19 protein-coding genes and 1 pseudogene are annotated in these 17,173 nt (G+C 70.3%); all 20 read left to right on the forward strand.

All coding sequences use genetic code 11. The features are described from left to right. Positions 1-34 precede the first annotated feature (34 nt). Positions 35-1,276, forward strand: a complete 1,242-nt coding sequence (gene fxlM / locus CD790_RS15270; RefSeq protein ID WP_313956510.1) for a methyltransferase, FxLD system — start codon at positions 35-37, stop codon at positions 1,274-1,276. A gap of 73 nt (positions 1,277-1,349) precedes the next feature. Next, entirely contained in the window at positions 1,350-1,727 is a 378-nt protein-coding gene (locus CD790_RS15275) for a hypothetical protein (protein WP_144383729.1), read from the forward strand. Then, a complete protein-coding gene (locus tag CD790_RS15280; protein ID WP_144383730.1) occupies positions 1,717-2,148 on the forward strand; it encodes a DUF6093 family protein in 432 nt (143 codons plus the stop codon). Before CD790_RS15275 ends, CD790_RS15280 begins: the two co-directional genes overlap by 11 nt. Then, positions 2,148-2,576 (forward strand): HK97 gp10 family phage protein, encoded by a 429-nt coding sequence (locus CD790_RS15285; protein WP_121746860.1) that lies wholly within the window; start codon positions 2,148-2,150, stop codon positions 2,574-2,576. The genes CD790_RS15280 and CD790_RS15285 overlap by 1 nt, the downstream gene beginning before the upstream one ends. Then, positions 2,573-3,016: a hypothetical protein gene (locus CD790_RS15290; protein WP_143662768.1), complete on the forward strand. Its 444-nt coding sequence runs from the start codon at positions 2,573-2,575 to the stop codon at positions 3,014-3,016. Before CD790_RS15285 ends, CD790_RS15290 begins: the two co-directional genes overlap by 4 nt. Positions 3,017-3,147: 131 nt before the next feature. After that, on the forward strand, positions 3,148-3,783 hold the full coding sequence (locus tag CD790_RS15295) for a hypothetical protein (protein ID WP_144383731.1): 636 nt from the start codon (positions 3,148-3,150) through the stop codon (positions 3,781-3,783). A 2-nt stretch (positions 3,784-3,785) separates the two neighbouring features. Further along, on the forward strand, positions 3,786-4,340 hold the full coding sequence (locus CD790_RS15300) for a hypothetical protein (RefSeq protein WP_055550367.1): 555 nt from the start codon (positions 3,786-3,788) through the stop codon (positions 4,338-4,340). Continuing rightward, complete coding sequence (locus CD790_RS15305) at positions 4,283-4,681, forward strand: hypothetical protein (RefSeq protein WP_079038374.1); 399 nt, start codon at positions 4,283-4,285, stop codon at positions 4,679-4,681. The genes CD790_RS15300 and CD790_RS15305 overlap by 58 nt, the downstream gene beginning before the upstream one ends. 37 nt (positions 4,682-4,718) lie before the next feature. Then, positions 4,719-8,987, forward strand: coding sequence for a phage tail tape measure protein (locus tag CD790_RS15310; RefSeq protein ID WP_144383732.1), 4,269 nt, complete (start codon positions 4,719-4,721; stop codon positions 8,985-8,987). Continuing rightward, positions 8,987-9,943 carry a phage tail domain-containing protein gene (locus CD790_RS15315; RefSeq protein ID WP_144383733.1) on the forward strand — a complete coding sequence of 319 codons (957 nt, stop codon included), beginning with the start codon at positions 8,987-8,989 and terminating at the stop codon, positions 9,941-9,943. Before CD790_RS15310 ends, CD790_RS15315 begins: the two co-directional genes overlap by 1 nt. Before the next feature lie 13 nt (positions 9,944-9,956). Next, entirely contained in the window at positions 9,957-10,883 is a 927-nt protein-coding gene (locus CD790_RS15320) for a hypothetical protein (RefSeq protein ID WP_144383734.1), read from the forward strand. Next, the gene (locus CD790_RS15325) at positions 10,880-11,989 is read left to right on the forward strand and encodes a hypothetical protein (protein WP_144383735.1); all 1,110 of its coding nucleotides are present in this window, start codon (positions 10,880-10,882) and stop codon (positions 11,987-11,989) included. The genes CD790_RS15320 and CD790_RS15325 overlap by 4 nt, the downstream gene beginning before the upstream one ends. Next, positions 11,990-12,427: a hypothetical protein gene (locus CD790_RS15330; RefSeq protein ID WP_144383736.1), complete on the forward strand. Its 438-nt coding sequence runs from the start codon at positions 11,990-11,992 to the stop codon at positions 12,425-12,427. Between the two features lie 148 nt (positions 12,428-12,575). Next, positions 12,576-13,490, forward strand: a pseudogene (locus CD790_RS15335) (peptidoglycan-binding protein); the annotation flags it as partial. Between the two features lie 336 nt (positions 13,491-13,826). Next, positions 13,827-14,072 (forward strand): hypothetical protein, encoded by a 246-nt coding sequence (locus CD790_RS15340; RefSeq protein WP_144383738.1) that lies wholly within the window; start codon positions 13,827-13,829, stop codon positions 14,070-14,072. Between the two features lie 82 nt (positions 14,073-14,154). Further along, positions 14,155-14,604 carry a tyrosine-type recombinase/integrase gene (locus CD790_RS15345; protein WP_144383739.1) on the forward strand — a complete coding sequence of 150 codons (450 nt, stop codon included), beginning with the start codon at positions 14,155-14,157 and terminating at the stop codon, positions 14,602-14,604. A gap of 156 nt (positions 14,605-14,760) precedes the next feature. Continuing rightward, positions 14,761-15,333, forward strand: coding sequence for a hypothetical protein (locus CD790_RS15350; protein ID WP_144383740.1), 573 nt, complete (start codon positions 14,761-14,763; stop codon positions 15,331-15,333). Positions 15,334-15,422: 89 nt separating this feature from the next. Continuing rightward, entirely contained in the window at positions 15,423-15,626 is a 204-nt protein-coding gene (locus tag CD790_RS15355) for a hypothetical protein (RefSeq protein WP_144383741.1), read from the forward strand. 108 nt (positions 15,627-15,734) lie between these two features. Continuing rightward, on the forward strand, positions 15,735-16,079 hold the full coding sequence (locus CD790_RS15360; protein ID WP_107417801.1) for a hypothetical protein: 345 nt from the start codon (positions 15,735-15,737) through the stop codon (positions 16,077-16,079). A 27-nt stretch (positions 16,080-16,106) separates the two neighbouring features. Then, positions 16,107-17,129 (forward strand): phage recombination protein Bet, encoded by a 1,023-nt coding sequence (gene bet, locus CD790_RS15365; RefSeq protein WP_144383742.1) that lies wholly within the window; start codon positions 16,107-16,109, stop codon positions 17,127-17,129. Positions 17,130-17,173 lie beyond the last annotated feature (44 nt).

A 17,173-nucleotide genomic window follows, 5' to 3' on the forward strand; every position in this document is an offset into this window, starting at 1 on the left:
CGACGCCACAGTCGAGAGCGATAGCGTCGGCGCGGTGAGCACCGACATGATTGCTACTCCCGATGCCGCAGCCGAGCGGCTTCGCCATGCCCTTGTCGACAGCGTCCGCAAGTCCGGGTACGCCTGCACGCCTTCAGTAGAGACGGCGATGAGGGCCGTGGCCCGCCACCTGTTCGTGCCCGAAGCGTCACTCGAGGACGCCTACGCCAATGCGACAGTCCATATTAAGTACGACGGCGACGGGGCATCCATCAGCTGCGCCTCACAGCCCGACATCGTCGCCCTCATGCTGGACCAGCTCCAAGCCCAGCCCGGACACACGGTGCTGGAGCTGGGGGCCGGCACCGGGTACAACGCCGGACTGCTGGGCCACATCGTCGGAGAGACCGGCCACGTCACCACCATCGACGTCGACCAAGATCTCGTGGACGGAGCCCGCGCCCACCTCTCGGCCGCCGGGATCGAGAACGTCGACGTCCTGCTCGGCGACGGTGCACTCGGACACTCCCAGGGCGCGCCCTACGACCGGATCATTGCCACGGTCGGCGCGCACGGCATTCCCCATGCATGGATGGACCAGCTCACGCCCGGAGGGCGGCTGGTCGTAGCTCAGCGGCTGCGCGGCAGCGTGTGCCGCTCGATCGCGTACGAGCGACAAGAGGGGGCCTGGCGCAGTGTCAGCAGCCAGTTGAACACGTTCGTGCCACTGCGTCAGGGCATCGCTGATGATCCACGGCGCATGGTTCCGCTGACCGCCGACGGCTCCGTCCGCGTCCAGATCAACGAGGAGCAGGCAGCCCACTCGGAAGCTCTGCTCGGCGTGTTGGACCAGCCGGCACATGAGGCATGGTCCGGGGTGACGTTCCGAGGCCGAGAGTCCTGGGAGTGGATGTGGCTGTGGCTCGCGTGCACCATGGACAACGCCTTGAGCCGTTTCGAACCCGATGCCCCGGCAGTCGAGCGAGGGCTCGTCCGACCGCGGTTCCAGTACATGGCCGTGGTCGACAGGGGCGCCATCGGCTACCTGGTCAATCGCCAGGCGGAGAAGGACCAGGACGGCCGCCAGCTCTACGAAATCGGTGTCGTCGGGCATGGCCCCGGCGCTGACGAACTGGTTCAGCGTGCCGTCGCGGAGATGCGTACCTGGGACAGCGGGTACCGCGACCGTGAGGTCCAGTTCGAGATTCAGCCGCTCGGCAGCGAGCCGCTCGATCCACGGCCTGGTCGCTTCGCCTTCGACAACGCCCTCAACCGAGTCCTCATCGAGTGGCAGTGAGAACGGGACGAAAGCCTTAGCACGCCGGTCGGGCCCGCTGGAGCTGTCCGACAGCCCTCCTAGCGTCGGCTGAATGGATCAGACGAACGACAAGGCCGCCGCCCGGCGCGTGGAGATCAGCGCGCGGGGCGGTAAGGCCGACATCGAGATCGACGGCGCACGGATAGACCCGAGGGCCGTCAAGGCGTACACCGTCACCCACTTCGCCGGGGAGTGGCCGGAGATTCTGCTGCACGTTGCCGACCGCGGCGACAGCCAGTGGTCGGGCATGGCCCGCGTCGCGATTGCCGACCCGCCCGACCCGGGCCCAGTGGCAGCCATCTTCCTCGACGCGATCGACCCGGAGGCCCTGGAACGCGCCGCACTGGCCCGCCCCGACCTCGGCACCGAGCCGTACTCGCTGACCAAGGCGATGCTCACCCAGCTCGGGGAGTGGGCCCGTGGCCTTTGACGTGGAGGGTGCGCGCCGGGTCCTCGACCGCATCCTGGACGACAAGCTGGAAGCGTGGCGGGACAGCGCAGGCCGTACGGATGACGTGCTGGACGAGACCACGGGCCGGCTCGTGCCGCCCGCGCCGGACGAGGAACTGGTCTGGGACGGGCTCGGCGCGGTAATGCCGATCAGCCGCCCGGCCATCACCCAGCCCGTCGGAGGGTCGATCGCCGTCGAGCCGCCGACCACCGACTACCAGGCCGTGCTGCCGGTCGATGCCCCGGTGTTGCGTCGCGACGACGTGATCCGCGTGGCCGGTTCCGTGCGCCCTGGTGGTCCCCGTGACCCGCAGTTGGTGGGCCGTCGGTTCCGCGTCTCCGACGAAGCGGTGGGCACCTACAGCGTGGTGCGCATCGTCAGGGTGCAGGTGATCGACTGATGGCCCCGGCGAACCCGCACCCCAACGCTCACCCGGACGCGACCGCGTTCCGTGATCCGATCGCGCTGGCCGCCGCGCTGGCCCGGATGGGTCCGGCGACCCGTGCCCGTACGCGTACGATCACACGGCACCACGCCATGCTGCTGCGGGTCCGCATCCAGCGGAACGCGAGCGGCAGGCCCGGCCCAAACGTGATCACCGGGCAGTACCGCGCCTCCTGGGACGTCCGGATGCGCAGCGGCGGCGGCGAGGTCACCGCCGAGGTGTTCTCCGACGCCCCACAGGCGCGACGCCTGGAATACGGCTTCGTCGGCGTGGACAGCCTCGGGCGGCACTACCGGCAGCCGCCGTTCCCGCACGTCGAGCCCGCGTTCCGGCAGACCGAACCGGCGTTCATCCAGGCCCTGGCGGACGGGGTGCTGCCGTGACCGCTCGTCTTCCGGTGACCCGCGCGCTCGCCGCCCTCCTGGAGCACGTCACGGGCCGCCCTTGCGGTGTCGGCGAACTCCCGCGTGTTCAGGGGAAGTCCGGCTGGGAGCCCGCACCCGTGCCGTACACGATCCTCGACTCGCTGCCCGCCGAGTTCGCGGGCCCGCCCCTGTGGGACTGGCACGCCGATGCCGCCTGGTCCTACCAGGTCACCTCGGTCGGGGAACGAGCCGATCAGGTCGAGTGGCTGGCCGACCGCGTACGCGCCGGCGTCGTCGGCCGGACGGACGGAAGCTGGACCCACGACCTGCACGTTCCCGAAGCCCGTGTCATCGACCGGGAGCTGACCTACGACGCCGGAGGAGAGCCCTCGGTGTCGGCGGCAGGCGCTATCGTGTCCTACGTGCAGCGGGTCACGATCACCGTGACCCCAGCATGAAGAATCGATTCTCCTGATCCTCACCGCGGAGGCCCGCGCGGACGCTAGGCCCCAGGCCAGGCGAACCCCCTTTGAACCTCAAGGGGCAGGGCCTCGGCACGGGACGCTGCCCCAGAAGTGGGAGCGGACCTGTGTCCACGAGCACGAAGAAGACCCAGACCCGATTTCTGCGGCGCGGCATCTCCAAGATCCTTTGGTCCAAGGACCTCAACGATCCGAAGTACCCCAGCCGCCGGGAGATCACCAACGCCTTCGTTCTGACCGACGCCGTCTCGGACATCGAGGGCTGGGCGCTGGAGAACGACCCCATCGAGACCCCCGACATGGGCTCGACCTTCAACTCTTCGATCCCGGGCAACGACAAGGCCGAGAACTCCAGCCTGACCTTCTACGAGGACCGGTTCTCCGACGCCATCGAGCAGCAGCTCCCCAAGGGCGCGAAGGGCTACGTCATCCTGCTCCGCAAGGGCGACCTGCCCGGCTCCCGCTCGGTGGACGTGTTCCCCGTGCAGGTCGCCACCCGCGCCGCGACGTACAGCACTGGCAACGAGGCCGCGAAGTTCAAGGTCGACTTCACGATCACCGACGAGCCGTCGCTCGACCGCCCGGTGCCGCAGGCCCATCCCCGTCCGCTGCCGGACCAGGACTGCGACGACGACCACGGGCACGGTCACCCCGACGGTGACCACGTCGACGTGACCGTGGTCAGCACCACGAAGACCAAGACCGAGGCGACGGTCCGCGAGCACGACGCCGACGAGGGCTGATCGTGTCGCGCCCCGCACAGGCCAAGCGCCCGTCCCCCTCCGCCACGGCGGCGGAGGGGGCGTGGTCGGCCAAGATGGAACGGCTTCGCCGCCGAGCCCGCCCGCAGAACCGGCTGCGCATCTGCGATGACGCCGAGCTGCGCCAGCGGTACGACGAGGCTGAGCAGGCCGCCCGCCGTGCCCGGTTCGTCGCCGAGGCCAACCCGGGTGACGAGCTGGCCGCGCGCCAGGCAACCGACGCTGATGCGGCGCGGGACCAGGCCCTGGCGGCACTCGACGCCGCCTCGGAGTTCCTTACCTTCCGCGCGCTGCCGCGCCCGGTGCTGGAGGAGCTGATCAGCGAGCACCCGCCCACCGAGCAGCAGGCCGAGGAGGGGGCGATCTTCAACGCCGACACCTTCCCCGCCGCGCTGGTGGCGGCGGCCTCCGTGGACGGCATGAGCCGCGAGGAGGCCGAGGAGCTGCTGAACGGCTGGTCGGCGCCGGACGCCAACGCGCTGTGGGACGCCGCCTGGCAGATCCAGCAGGAAAGCCGGGTCGAGCTGGGAAAAGGCTGAGCCGTGACGCCGGCCTGCGCGCCGAACTGGAGCTGTGCGAGCGGTACGGCATCCCGCACTCGCAATTCCTCGGCGGCGACGGCCGCTGGTCCGACCTCGACCGGGCCAAAGCGTTGGCCTGGGCGCAGTGGCAGCGGTCGGTGTGCCCGGAATGCCACACCCGGCTGGAGGAGTGGGACCGCGAACGCGGCGGCGACCCCCACGCCTACGTCACCGACACCCTGCGCTGCCCCGGCTGCGAGCTGATCGAGCAGGAACGCGATCACGTCCCCCAGGACCGGTCCGGCTACGGCGTGAAGATCCAGCTCCTGCCGCGCGAGCAGTACGAGCCGCGCCCCTGATCCACCCCCGCACCACGTAAGTAAGGAGGCCGCCGCGGTGGCCGGGTTCACCCTCACGGTCGCGATGCGCGCCGAGGTCCGCGACCTGATCGCGGGAACCCGTGCTGCCTCCGCCCAGATGCGGACCCTGGGGGAGCGTACCGACGCCGCGAACCGGTCCCTGGCCCGACTGGACGCCAACGGGGCGCGGCTCGCTGCGCAGTTCGCCGCACTGAATCGTTCCTCCCGTGCGGCCGTCGGGGAGCTGAACCGGCTCACCGCCCGCGCCGGGGCGGCCCGTGCGGCGCTGCGCGCGGCCGGGGACGACGGCGCCCGGTCGATGTCCCGGCTCCAGCGGGCGACCGCCGGGGCCGGTCGCCGGGGCCTGTCCGCCACGAACATGCTCGCCGGCGGCGCCCTCGTCCTCGGCACCGGTGAGATGATCGAGGAGGGCAACCGCTACCAGCGGCAGATGAACCTGTTCCGGGCGGTGACCGGCGCGACCGCGGCGCAGATGAAGCGCGCCGCCGTCGTCGCTCAGGAACTCGGCAACGACCTGACGCTGCCCACCTCCACGTCGGCGGACGCCGCCGAGGGCATGGTCGAGCTGAGCAAGGCCGGTTTCCGCGCCGATCAGTCCATCGACGCCGTACGTGCCTCGCTTCAGCTCGCGGCGGCGGCCGACGTCAACGCCGCCACGTCGGCCAAGTACTTGGGCGACATCATGGATCAGTTCGGCCTCGGTGCTGATCAGGCGTCCCGGGCGTCGGACACCCTCGCGGCCACGGCGAACAACGCCTCCGGCTCCATCACCGACATCTACTACTCGATGCGGTACGCGGGCCCGGTCGCGAACGCGCTCGGCGTCAGCCTCCAGGACACCGCCGCCGCGGTCGGCATGCTCGGCAAGTCCGGCATCCTCGGCCAGACGGCGGGCACGAGCCTGCGTGGGATCTTCGCCAACCTGGCGGCGCCGACGCCGATCATGAAGAACGCCCTGCGGGACCTCGGTATAGAAGCCTGGGACGCGCAGGGGCGCTTCAAGGGCCTGCGCACGGTGATCGACGGTCTGTCGAAGGCCGAACACTCCATGAGCCAGAAGGACTTCGCGGCCGGAGTGACCCGTGCCTTCGGCAAGCCCGCCCTGTCCGGCGCGGTGGCGCTTGCCCACCAGGGCACCGAGTCCTTTGACGCCCTGTCGATGGCGGTACGGCAGACCGGTGCAGCAGCGTCCATCACCGCCTCGCGCGGCGAGGGTCTCGCCGGTGCGATGACGCAGCTGCGCACCCAGGCCAAACAGACTGGGATCGCCCTGTACGAGGGGATGGCGCCCGGCCTGGAGTGGGTGACCCGTCTTCTCACCCGCGGGATGGCCGGGGCCACCCCGTACCTGACCATGGCCCTCGACTACGGCCGCGACATCGCCACCCTGTACGGCCCCGACCTGAAGGAGGCGACGAAGAACGGGCTCAGCGGGCTCATCGATGAGGCCAAGGCGCTGATCGGGCCGCTCACGGAGATCGGTGAGCACTCGCTGGCCACTGGCCTGAACCTGCTGATCAATGCCGCAAGCACCCTGGGCGACGTCCTGGACAACGCCGCCGACGGTGCGGAACCGCTCCTCAAGGCCGTCGCCGGGCTCGGTGAGGAGGGCGGCGCGGCGGCCGGCACGCTCGACATCATCGCCACCGTCGGCAACGTGGCCATGGACGCGGTCTCCGGGCTGTCCCTGGTCCTCGTTCCCGTCGGCCATCTCGTCGGCGGGCTGGTCAGCGCGTTCGGCGCGCTGCCCGCGCCGATCCAGTCGGCCGCGTTGGCGATGCTGCTGTTCCGCCGAGCGCAGCCCGCCCTGACGAACATGGCGAACACCATGACCGGCCCCGTCCGGTCCGGGGTGCAGTCCTTCAACCAGCAGATGCGGGTGCAGCAGTCCTTGGCCGCCGCGTCCGGCGTCGCGCTGTCCCGGTACGGAGCGGCGTGGGCAGCGGTGCAGGCTCGTGTCGGATTCCTCGGGAACATGACTGCTGCGTTCCGCAGCGCGAACGGCGCCGGGCAGACGTTCGTCGGCACGCTCAACGGGGTCGGCCGGGCGGCTGGATCGGGACTGCGCTCGGCGCTCGGCGGCGTGACCAACGCGCTCGGCGGACCGTTCGGTGTCGTCATGGCGGGCGTCTCGGTGGGGTTGGGGTTGCTCGCGGCGCGTCAGCAGAAGGCCGCGCAGGCCGCTGCCGAACACCAGCAGCGCATCTCCACCCTGACGTCCGCGCTGCGTGAGTCCGGGGGACAGATCGACAGCAACGTCCGCCAGCAGGCGGCCCAGGCCCTGTTGGACACGAAGACCGAACAGGGCCAGCTCACCAAGGTCATGGAGCAGGCAGGTGTGCCGCTCGCGTCGCTCACGGACGCGTACCTGGGTCAGGGCACCTCGCTGGACGCGCTGCAGAAGCAGCTCCAGGCCACCGCCGACAAGCACAAGGTGTGGAAGGACGTCGCCGCAGGCAAGGCGACCGTCCAGGACTACTCCGAGGTCGGCCAGCAGTACAAGGACGCCGCCGATGCGCTCGGCAGCGTCAAGGGTGAGATGGCCGAGTCGGTGAAGAACGCGAAGGAACTCGCCAGGGCCACCAAGGGGGCCGGGGACGGCACTTCCGCATACGACCGGTTGAAGGCGGCCGTCGGCGGTCTGGCAGACGAGACCGCCGACGCCGACACGCGCACGCGCTCGCTGAAGTCGGCGCTCGACCTGCTGTCGGGCGGCCAGATCTCTCTTCAGGCAGCCAAGGCCAAGGTGAACTCCGCCGTCCTCGACTTGCAGGAGGGGAGCAAGAGCGTCAACCGCGGCCAGGGCTACGGCGGCAAGCAGCTCGTCAACGAGGACAAGACCCTCAACACCACGACGAGGAACGGGCAGCAGCTCTACACCCAGCTCACCGCCCTGTCCGACGCGGCGGCCGACGCCTCGGTGGCCACCTACGACCTGGCCATCCGCAATGGCGAGTCGCTGCCCGCGGCGCTGGCGAAGGCCCGCGGGGAGATGAGCCGCGCCCGCGCGGAGGCGATCCGAGCCGCCCGCGGCTACGGGCTGACCAAGGCCCAGGCCGAGGGCGTCGCCGACAGCCTCGGCCTGCTGCCGTCGAAGGTGTCGCTGCTGCTCCAGACCAAGGGCATGGACAGCACGCTGGCGAACCTGATCGCGGTGCAGGCCGAGTTCCACAGGCTGCCCAAGCAGAAGACGATCAAGGTCGACTCGCTGAGCGACGGCGCACAGAAGAAGCTGCGCAGCCTCGGTTTCACCGTCAAGACTGTCCCGGGCACGCGGCAGATCAAGATCACGGCACCGACCGCGGGCGCCCGCAAGAACCTGGACGTGCTGATCGACAAGCTCGGGCAGACCCCGAAGTCGAAGAACGTGAAGGTGTCGGCGCCGACCGCCGCGGCGATCAAGAGCCTGGAGGCCGTGCAGGCGAAGATCCGGGCGACGCCCGGCGCCAAGAGCGTCCGGGTCAGCGCGCCGACGGCGGGTGCCCGCAAGGAGCTGGAGTCGCTCGGCTTCCGCATCGAGAAGATCCCCGGCTCCAAGGACGTGAAGGTCACGGTCCCCACCGGGGGCCCGAAGAAAGCGGCCGACACGATCCAGGGCCGCATCAATGCCTTGCGCGGCAAGGAGATCACGGTCACTACCCGGCACGTCTCGATCTTCAGCCAGCTCGCCGAGCAGAACACCAACATCGCTGACGCCATCGAGAAGCAGGCCGAGGCGCAGGCCCGCGCCGCCAAGCGGCATGCCGACGGCGCGGTGGTCGACTACTTCGCCGACGGCGGGATCACCGGCGGCCGGCGCCGCGAGCGGCACGTCGCACAGATCGCCCCGGCCGGGAGCTACCGCATATGGGGTGAGCGGGAGACCGGCGGAGAGGCATATGTACCCCTAGCCGCTTCGAAGCGCGAGCGCAGCAAGGCGATCGTGGAGACCGTGGTCGACCGGTTCGGTGGCCAGGTCGAGTGGTACGCCAACGGCGGCGTACGAGGCCGGAGCAGCCGCGACTACAACCCGATGCTCGCCAGCAGCTTCAAGCAGGCCCGCAGTGTCGCGGCCATGGCGGGCGTCGTGCGCTCCTTCGACATCCGCACTGGCAGTGACCGCGCCCGCACCCGTGTGGTGGACGCCCGTGCCGGCGGGCGGGTCCAGGTCGTCGTCGTGCGCGAGCAGCAGCCGCTGATCGGCTCGATGCCGGTCACGGTCACCGACAGCTCCGCCACCCCCGAGCAGATCGGCAACGAGATGATGCGCACCCTGCGCAACGCGCAGCGGGGCGGGAGAGTGTGATGACCACAGCACCGAACAAGCACAGCCGCCCCGAACTGGCCCCGTGGCAGTACGAGATCGGCGGTGTCGTCCTGGGCACCGGCAGTTACGTCCCGATAGGGAACGTCGAAGGGCTCGGATCACCCGGCACCCGCCCGCAGGACGCCGACAACTCCAACAGCGACGGCACCTCACCGGGCCGGGACTTCTACGGCCCGCGCCCCCTGCGCTTCGAGGCGGGCATCAAGACGCCCGGAGACCCGGTGAAGGCCGCCGAGATCCTCGCCCGGCTGGAGCGCGCCCTGGACACCCCCGACGCCCGTACCAATCCCGACGGCCGTCACGTCCTGCGAGGCAGGTGGCCCGGGCATGCAACGCGCCGCATGTACGGGCGACTTCGGCGTATGGAGGCGACCAGTACGGCCAACGCGGTGCACGGGTGGATACCCCTCGACATCGAATTCGTCGGCCTGGACAACCCTCGCTGGTACGACGACGAGCTGTCGAAGCTGACGCTCGGCCTGGACCAGGCCGCCCGCCCCCGCAGCGGGGATCGCACCGTCGATGAGGCAATGGGCCGACCCGCCGCCTGCCGCCGCCCGGCCGACCCGGAGCGCCCCCCGGCCGACGACCGCCCCGGCTGGGTCACCAACCACGGCGACGTGCCGACCTACCCGAGCCTGCGCGTGCACGGCCCGGTCACCGGCCCACGCATCTGGAACACCGTCACCCGCCGCGTCCTCGAACTCGACCTGTCGCTGCGCGACGGCGAGTGGGTGGAGATGGAGACCCGGCCCGGCACCTGCTGGGCACTGCGCAACGGCACCGTCAACGTGGCTAACGACCTCAGCCCCGCATCCCGTCTCGACCTGTTCACCCTGCCGCCCGGACGGTCCGAGATCGCGTGGAGCGCGAACGACCCGTCCGGCACCGCGCGCCTCGAGGTGGCGTGGCGGTCGGCGTACACCACCCTGTGAACGGAGAGCACTCGTGACGCTGCAACCCCCGATGATGGTGCGCGGGGCCGACCACTCCGCCCGCGCGATGCGCCTGATGATCCGCGACCTGGCCCGAGGCCGGCAGGGTGTCGCCGGCGGTGAGGACCTGAAGGTCCGCCCCCTGGAGACTCCAGGCCCCGGTGTCCGCGTGGGCGATGGCTCTGCTCTGATCCACGGTGTCCGGCCGTGGCAAGGGGCCTACACCCAGTCCAACATCGGCGACACCGTGGTCGACGTGCCGCCGACCGGGCCCGTCGCCCGCACCGACCTGCTCGTGCTGCGCATCGAGGACCCGGAGTTCGAAGGCGACCGCGACCCGCGCCGCCAGGAGATCGGCTACTTCCACCTCATCCAGAACATCGGCGCGCAGGACACCACCGCGCTGCGGGAGATGACCGCGATCCCGCTCGCCCGCCTCACCATCCCCCGGAACACCGCGACCATCACCGCCGAGATGATCACGGATCTGCGGCGGCTGGCCAACCCGCGCACCGAGCGCACCCTGCGCACCGTGCACCCGACCACCACGGAGAAGGTGCCCGGCAAGCACGGTCAGTGGGCGGCCTGGCCCAAGGAAGCCGCCTGGGATCTCGACATCCCCGCATGGGCGACGGAGGCCGCCATCGTCGTCACCCTGTCCGGCCTGCGTGCCGAAGCGGGACCGGTCTACGCCGAGCTGCGCACGCGGCTGGGGGAGCGCGCCGCGAAGCCGACCGTTGTGGACGACGACGGCACCACCACCCGCCGCTCGTCCGTGACCTTGGCCGACACGCTCGCTGTGCCGCCTGCCTACCGGGGCACCCGCCAGCACCTGGCTGTCGAGATCAACCAGAACGACAAGTACGGCGACGGCGACCTGACCGTGGCCAAGGGCACGACGGTCACGCTCGACGTCGCGTTCACGGAAGGGCCTGCGTGACGATGGCCGACTACCGCTACATCGTTGCGCGGGCCGCGACCGGCGATGTTCTGCACTGGAACCTGCCGCTAAGCGAGGTTGAGTACGGCCCGGAGATATCCGGGACTGGCTCGTTGAAGGCCACTCTGCCGACCGCGTTCCGCCGCTCCCTTGGTGATGCGCTCGACGCCGGCGACACGGTGCTCCTCGTCGAGCGCAACGCCCGCCTCGACTGGGGCGGGCTGCTGTGGCGCGCCGAACCGGAGGGCAACACCCTGCCCGTCGAAGCCTCCGGGTTCACGAGCTACCTCCACCGCCGCTTCGACCTGCACGGCAACCTCGGCGGACGCGGCCCGTACATCGAAGCGGACCCGTGCGAGGTGATCCGCGATGTGTGGGCCTACGCGCAGGCCCAGCCAGACGGCGACCTCGGTGTGGTCGTGGACGACACGAAGTCGAAGGCGAAGACCGGCACCGCGAAGGACCCGTACAGCACCTCCAAGACCGATCCGCGTAACCTCGGCGAGATCGTGGATGAGATGGCCGAGATCGATGACGGCCTGGAGTGGTCGGAGACCGTGGCATGGCGCGGGCGCCGCGCCGAGCGCCGCATCATCCTCGGTGCGCCGCGCCTTGGCCGGCGCCGCGAGGACCTGACGTTCACCACCGGCGCCAACGTGGTCGGCACGCCGCACGTCATCAAGGACGCCGACTCCTACGCCCAGTGGGTCATCGGCCTGGGCGCGGGCGAGGGCAAGAAGCGCAAGGTCGTCGTGGACGGCGTGCGCAACGGCCGCCTGCGCCTGGAACACCGGCTGGAGACGAGCGAGAAGGACGAGGCGAAGCTGAAGCAGCGGGCGCGCCGTGAACGGCTGGCCCGCCAGGTCCTGCCCTCGTTGACCGAGCTGGAGATCATCGACCACCCGGCGGCACCGATCGAGGCTCTGCGCATCGGGGACGACGTGAGGATCCGCCTGTTCGAGCCGCACACCGAGTACGACGGCTGGTGCCGGATCGTGGGCTGGACGGTGCGGCCTGGCGAGGGTGAGACGGCAGAGCGCGTGACGTTGAAGCTGGAGCGCACCAACAAGCCCGAGGACGAGGCGGGCGAGGAAGAGGAGCAGTAGGTGCCGGACACGATCGCCGACCTCGGCCGCCGACTGGCCAAGCTGGAGAAGCGGGTCGTCACCCTGGAGCGCGCCCGCCGCGCGCCGTACCCGGAGTGGCGCGACCTTCCGCTGACCGGCGACACCACCGTCCCCGACGAGGAGCAGCCGCCGCAGTTCCGCGCCAATCACTGGGACACGACCGAGTTCTGCGGCCGTATCGGACTGGCGAGCGGCCGGGCCTCCGACGAGCAACTGGTTGCGCTGCTGCCCGAGGGGTACTGGCCGGAAGCGCCGCGCACGGTCGATGTCGCCTCCGACGCGGTACGCCGCAGCCTCCAGCTCGACATCGACCCGAAGGGCCTGGTGCGGCTGCGCGTCCAGGGCGGCGGCAGCGTCCGCGCGTCCTGGATCAGCCTCGACAGCACATCGTTCCGGGCCGACCGTGCCGACACCTGACCGGCTGCGCACCCCGGCCACCAGCCGGTCTGCCGCCGCTAGCATGACGCTTGGGTGACCCTCCACCCGCTTCGCACTCCCGAGGGACCGGACCGCCGCGGCGGCCACGGCCGACTGCCATCCGGCGCAGGGGAGAAGGACGAAGCGCGTGGCTACACCGCTGAGCGCGGACAGGTTCCTGTCCGTGCTGAAGGGCGCCGGGCTCGGCGTGGTCGAGCACGGCAAATGGCGCACCCACAACCGCAACACCCACGGCAACTGGGGCCCCGCGAACGGGGTCATGATCCACCACACAGGGCCGTACAGCTCCGAGAAGGACATGGTGGAGCTGTGCCGCGTCGGCTACCAGGATCTCCCAGGCCCCCTGTGCCATGACGTCATCGACCGGTCCGGGACGATCCACCTGGTCGGCTACGGCCGGACCAACCATGCCGGCATGGGGGACACCGACGTCCTGCTCGCGGTCATCGCGGAGAAGACGGACCTCCCGCGCGACAACGAAGCGGATACCGACGGCAACCGGCATTTCTACGGCTTCGAGTGCATCAACACCGGGAGTCAGCCGTGGCCGGCGGCCCAGCTCGACGCGATGGCGCGGGCGGCGGCGGCTATCTGCCGTGCGCACGGCTGGAACGAGCACTCCGTCATCGGCCACAAGGAGTGGCAGCCGGGGAAGCCGGACCCGGGCGGCATCGACATGGACGACTTCCGCGCCCGGGTCGCCCGGCACCTCAAGAACGCCGGCAAGCCGAAGCCCGACCCGAAGCCGAAGCCGAAGCCGAAGCCGAAGCCGAAGCCCAAGCCGGACCCGAAGCCGACACCGAAGTACGCGGCGTACCCGGGCAAGCAGTTCTTCCGCGAGGGCCGCTCCTCCCCGGTGATCGCCGCGATGGCGAAGCGGCTGATCGCTGAGGGCTGCGACTCCTACGACAGGCCGCCCGGCCCGGTGTGGAACGACGCGCACCGCCGCTCGTATGCGGCCTACCAGATCAAGCGCGGCCACCACGGCGCCGATGCCGACGGCATTCCCGGCCCGCAGACGTGGGCGGACCTGCGCGTCCCGCGCCAGGCCGGTGCCGCCGACCCGACCCCCACCACCCCGAACCAGGAGCACGACCCGATGCCGCAGGCCCTTGCCGATGTCGCCGAGCGCACCGTTGCCACCTACCTCCAGGCGCTGCTGGGCCTGATGGCAGCCTCCAGCACGACGGACATGGTGTCCCTGTCGGCGTGGCAGGCCGCCGCGGTCTCCGCCATACCGGCCGCGCTCAGCGCGTTGAAGTCCACCCTCGGCACCGTCCTGGGCAGGCCCGGAACGGCCTCGTGGCTACCGATGAAGCGCGACCCGGCCACACCCCAGCACTGACCACCGGGCAGCGAGAGAACAGGAGGAAGGACCGTGCCCGAAGAACAGGTCGCGCTCGCCCTGGCGGAGCTGCGCCAGGCGCTGGAGGTCGGATTCGCCCGCATCGACGGACAGTTGGCGCTGCTCGTCCAGCGCAGCGACCAAACGGACAAGGCCCTGGAGGACCTGGAGGAAAGGGTGAGCGCGCTGGAGAAGACCAGATGGCCGCTGCCGACCCTCGCCGTACTGGCCAGCATCACCGCGGTGGTGCTCACCGCCTTCAGCCTGGCCCGCGGCTGAGACGAACACCCAGGCTGTCATGCGGTGTTGTCCGACAGCGCGCATAGCGTGAGGGCGCACTTGTTCCTGCGGCCTGGGGGTCATGATGGATACGACAGACCTGCTCGTCACCGACCTGGAGGTGGACACCGCGCTGGCGGACCCGGCAGTTCCGGCCGCCATCCGCGCGGTGTGGCAACTGCTCTGGGAGTCGGAGGTCCGGCTGGATGAGGTCCTGGCGTTCGACGTGCCGGACGCGGAGCTGGATGACCGTCTGGTCGTCATCCGGCACGCGAAGGAGGGCGGCGTCTACGAGGCCGGGATCACCGTGTCGGCGGCCAACGCGCTGCGCGAGCTGATCGGGGCCCGTACGGACGGACCGCTGTTCACGCTGGAAGGGCGGCGGCTGACCAAGGCCGAGGTGGCGACCGCCTTCCGCGAGGCGACCGGCGGGCGCACCATCCACGCCCTGCGGTTCACACGACAGAGGAAGGAACAGGGCTCGACCCGGCTCAGCTCCACCGCCGACCAGCCCGAGGGCAAGACCGCGTAGAGCGCGCGGCAACGCACACGGCCCCCGCCGAAGCGGGGGCCGTTTGGCCTCTTGGAGAAAAGACCGCCGCCACCATAGCAGCGACCGCCGCGTACGCCGGCGTGCGCGTACGGCTACGCTGCCCTCTGCATCCAGGGCAGACACCGGAGGACGGGGATGAGTCGGGGCAAGCCGTATCTGGTCGGGCACCAGGAGTTCGCCGCGCTGTACCGCGTCGATCCGAAGCAGGTCGCGCAGTGGCTGTCCCCGAGCCGCGGCAGCGTTCTCGATCCGGAGACCGCCATCGTCGTCAGCGGGGTGCGGTACTGGCCGCTTGGCTTCGCGGCCGGGTGGGGAGCGACCACGGCGCGGTTCCGGCAGGTCGACCTGGACGTGAAGGCACGGATCATCGCGGAGCAGGGCGAGGGCTGGGAGCCGGGCCTGGGCGATGAGCTGCCGCCGATCGTCGGCCAGCAGGAGATCATCGAGCTGTTCCACCTGCCCGCCCAGGGCAACTTGGCGACGACCATCGCGACAGGGCGGTTCCCGGAGCATGACTGGCTGCTGTCCGGGTCGATGCTCTGGATGTTGGACACCGTCCTCGACGCCGTCCCGAAGCTCCGCGAGCGCGCGCGGAGCCTGCCCTGGGACGTGGACGAAGAGGTCGTCGCCGCCCTGCGCGATGGCACCTACGACGGGCCCGGCAGTCGCGTGCTGACCCGAGGCCGCCACGCCCGAAAGGCCCTCTGACCTGCGCAAACACTGTACTTAGCCCCGAATCGCGAATAAGATATAAGTAATCCCCGCTACGGGGTCCGCAGTTCACCAAGGAGGCAGCAGTGCAGTTCACCGCCACACCGGACGGCGGCGAGATCGTGGCCATGGATGCCCGAGAGGCCCTGGTCCTCGAAGGGGCCCTCTCGCTCTACGTCCTCAAGCACCCCGACTCCAACGTCGCCGTCGATGCCTTGCGAGCCGCATCGGCGGCCAATGAGGCCCGTGAGGCGCGCATGGAGGAAGCGACTGATCGGGCCTCGGTCTGACCTCGGGCTGAGCGTGTGAAGTCGCGCCTGTAACCGGTGGGGTTGATCATCTGCTCGCCGACCCGCAAGATAGGTGACATTCTTGAAAGAAGCCACCAGGGGGTGGGTATGGCAGCCGTCCAGGACGAGATACCGGGCCTGGTCATCCACACCGTGAGGCAGCCGGACGGTCAGCCGGCGTCGATCCAGGCCCAGTTCGAGACGTTCCACGAGCTCAACCCCTGGGTGCTGCGCGCGTTGGAGGCCCTGACTGCCGACTACCTGAAGCGCGGCGCGAGCCGTGTCGGCATCGGGATGCTCTTCGAGGTCCTGCGCTGGCGCTACGTCACGGCGACCGAGGGCGACGAGTTCCGCCTCAACAACAACTTCCGCAGCCGGTACGTCCGGCTCCTGATCGAGCGTCACCCCGAATGGGCGGGCGCCTTCGAGGTCCGCAGCCTGCGGACCGAGTGAACCAACCCTCTTGGAGAGACACGACCAATGAACCAACCCACCGAACAGCAGGACGGCGACACGGCGTCGGCCGCACCGGTGCCGACCGGCCCCGAGAAGCTGCCCGAACGCAGCGTCTCTCAGAGCGCCGTCGTCCTGCGCGCCGACCAAGTCGAGTTCGACGCACGTCAGGTGGCCGCCCTGTCGCTGATCAGCCCCGGACTTGCCCAGGCGCCGCGTGCCCAACTGGCCTTGTTCTTCCACTTCTGCGTGCGGTCCGGCCTCGACCCGTTCGCGCGGCAGATCTACATGATCGGCCGTACCAACTGGAAGGCTGCCGACAACCCCGACGAGCCGGAGAAGACCTGGACCATCCAGACCGGCATCGACGGCTTCCGCACGGTGGCCCACCGCGCGGCTATCAAGGCCGGGGAGTCCATCTCGTACGAGGACACCGTCTACTACGACTCCGAGGGCAACGCCCACGAGGTCTGGCTGTCGAAGGCGTACCCAGCCGCGGTCAAGGTCACCGTCCTGCGTGGCACTAGCCGGTTCCCCATGATCGCCCGCTGGGACGAGTTCGCCCCGACGTACTACGACCGCAAGCAGGGCGCGTACGTCGTGGCGAAGATGTGGCAGCAGATGCCCGCCCACATGCTCCGCAAGTGCGCCGAGGCCGGCGCGCTGCGCATGGCCGCACCGCAGGACCTGTCCGGCGTGTACGTGGATGAGGAGATGGCGCGGGCCGACGCCGAAGCCGTCGTCCGCGAGGCGGAAGAGGCGACCCGACGCCTGCGCGAGGCTGCCGGGCTCGAAGCGGGCGACGACAACGGCGGCAACGACAACGGCGGCAACGACAAGGGCGGCGACGCGAAGGAGGAGTCCGCCGAGGACTCCCAGGCCGGGGACCAGGACGAGAGCACGGACAAGCCCGCGCCGAGGAAGCGGGCACGCGCGAAGAAGGCCGCCGCAGAGGCCAAGCCGGACACCGCCGCAGAGTCCGACGAGGCCCCGGCTCGGGCGAAGCGCACCCCGCGTAAGTCGACCTCCGCGCCCCGCCGCGCCTCCTGACCCCTGACGACACCGGGTGCCGCCCGCTGTCGGCGGGCGGCACC

It is taken from the genome of Streptomyces sp. SAJ15 (genome assembly GCF_007595705.1).
In the GTDB taxonomy this organism is placed as follows: Bacteria; Actinomycetota; Actinomycetes; order Streptomycetales; family Streptomycetaceae; genus Streptomyces.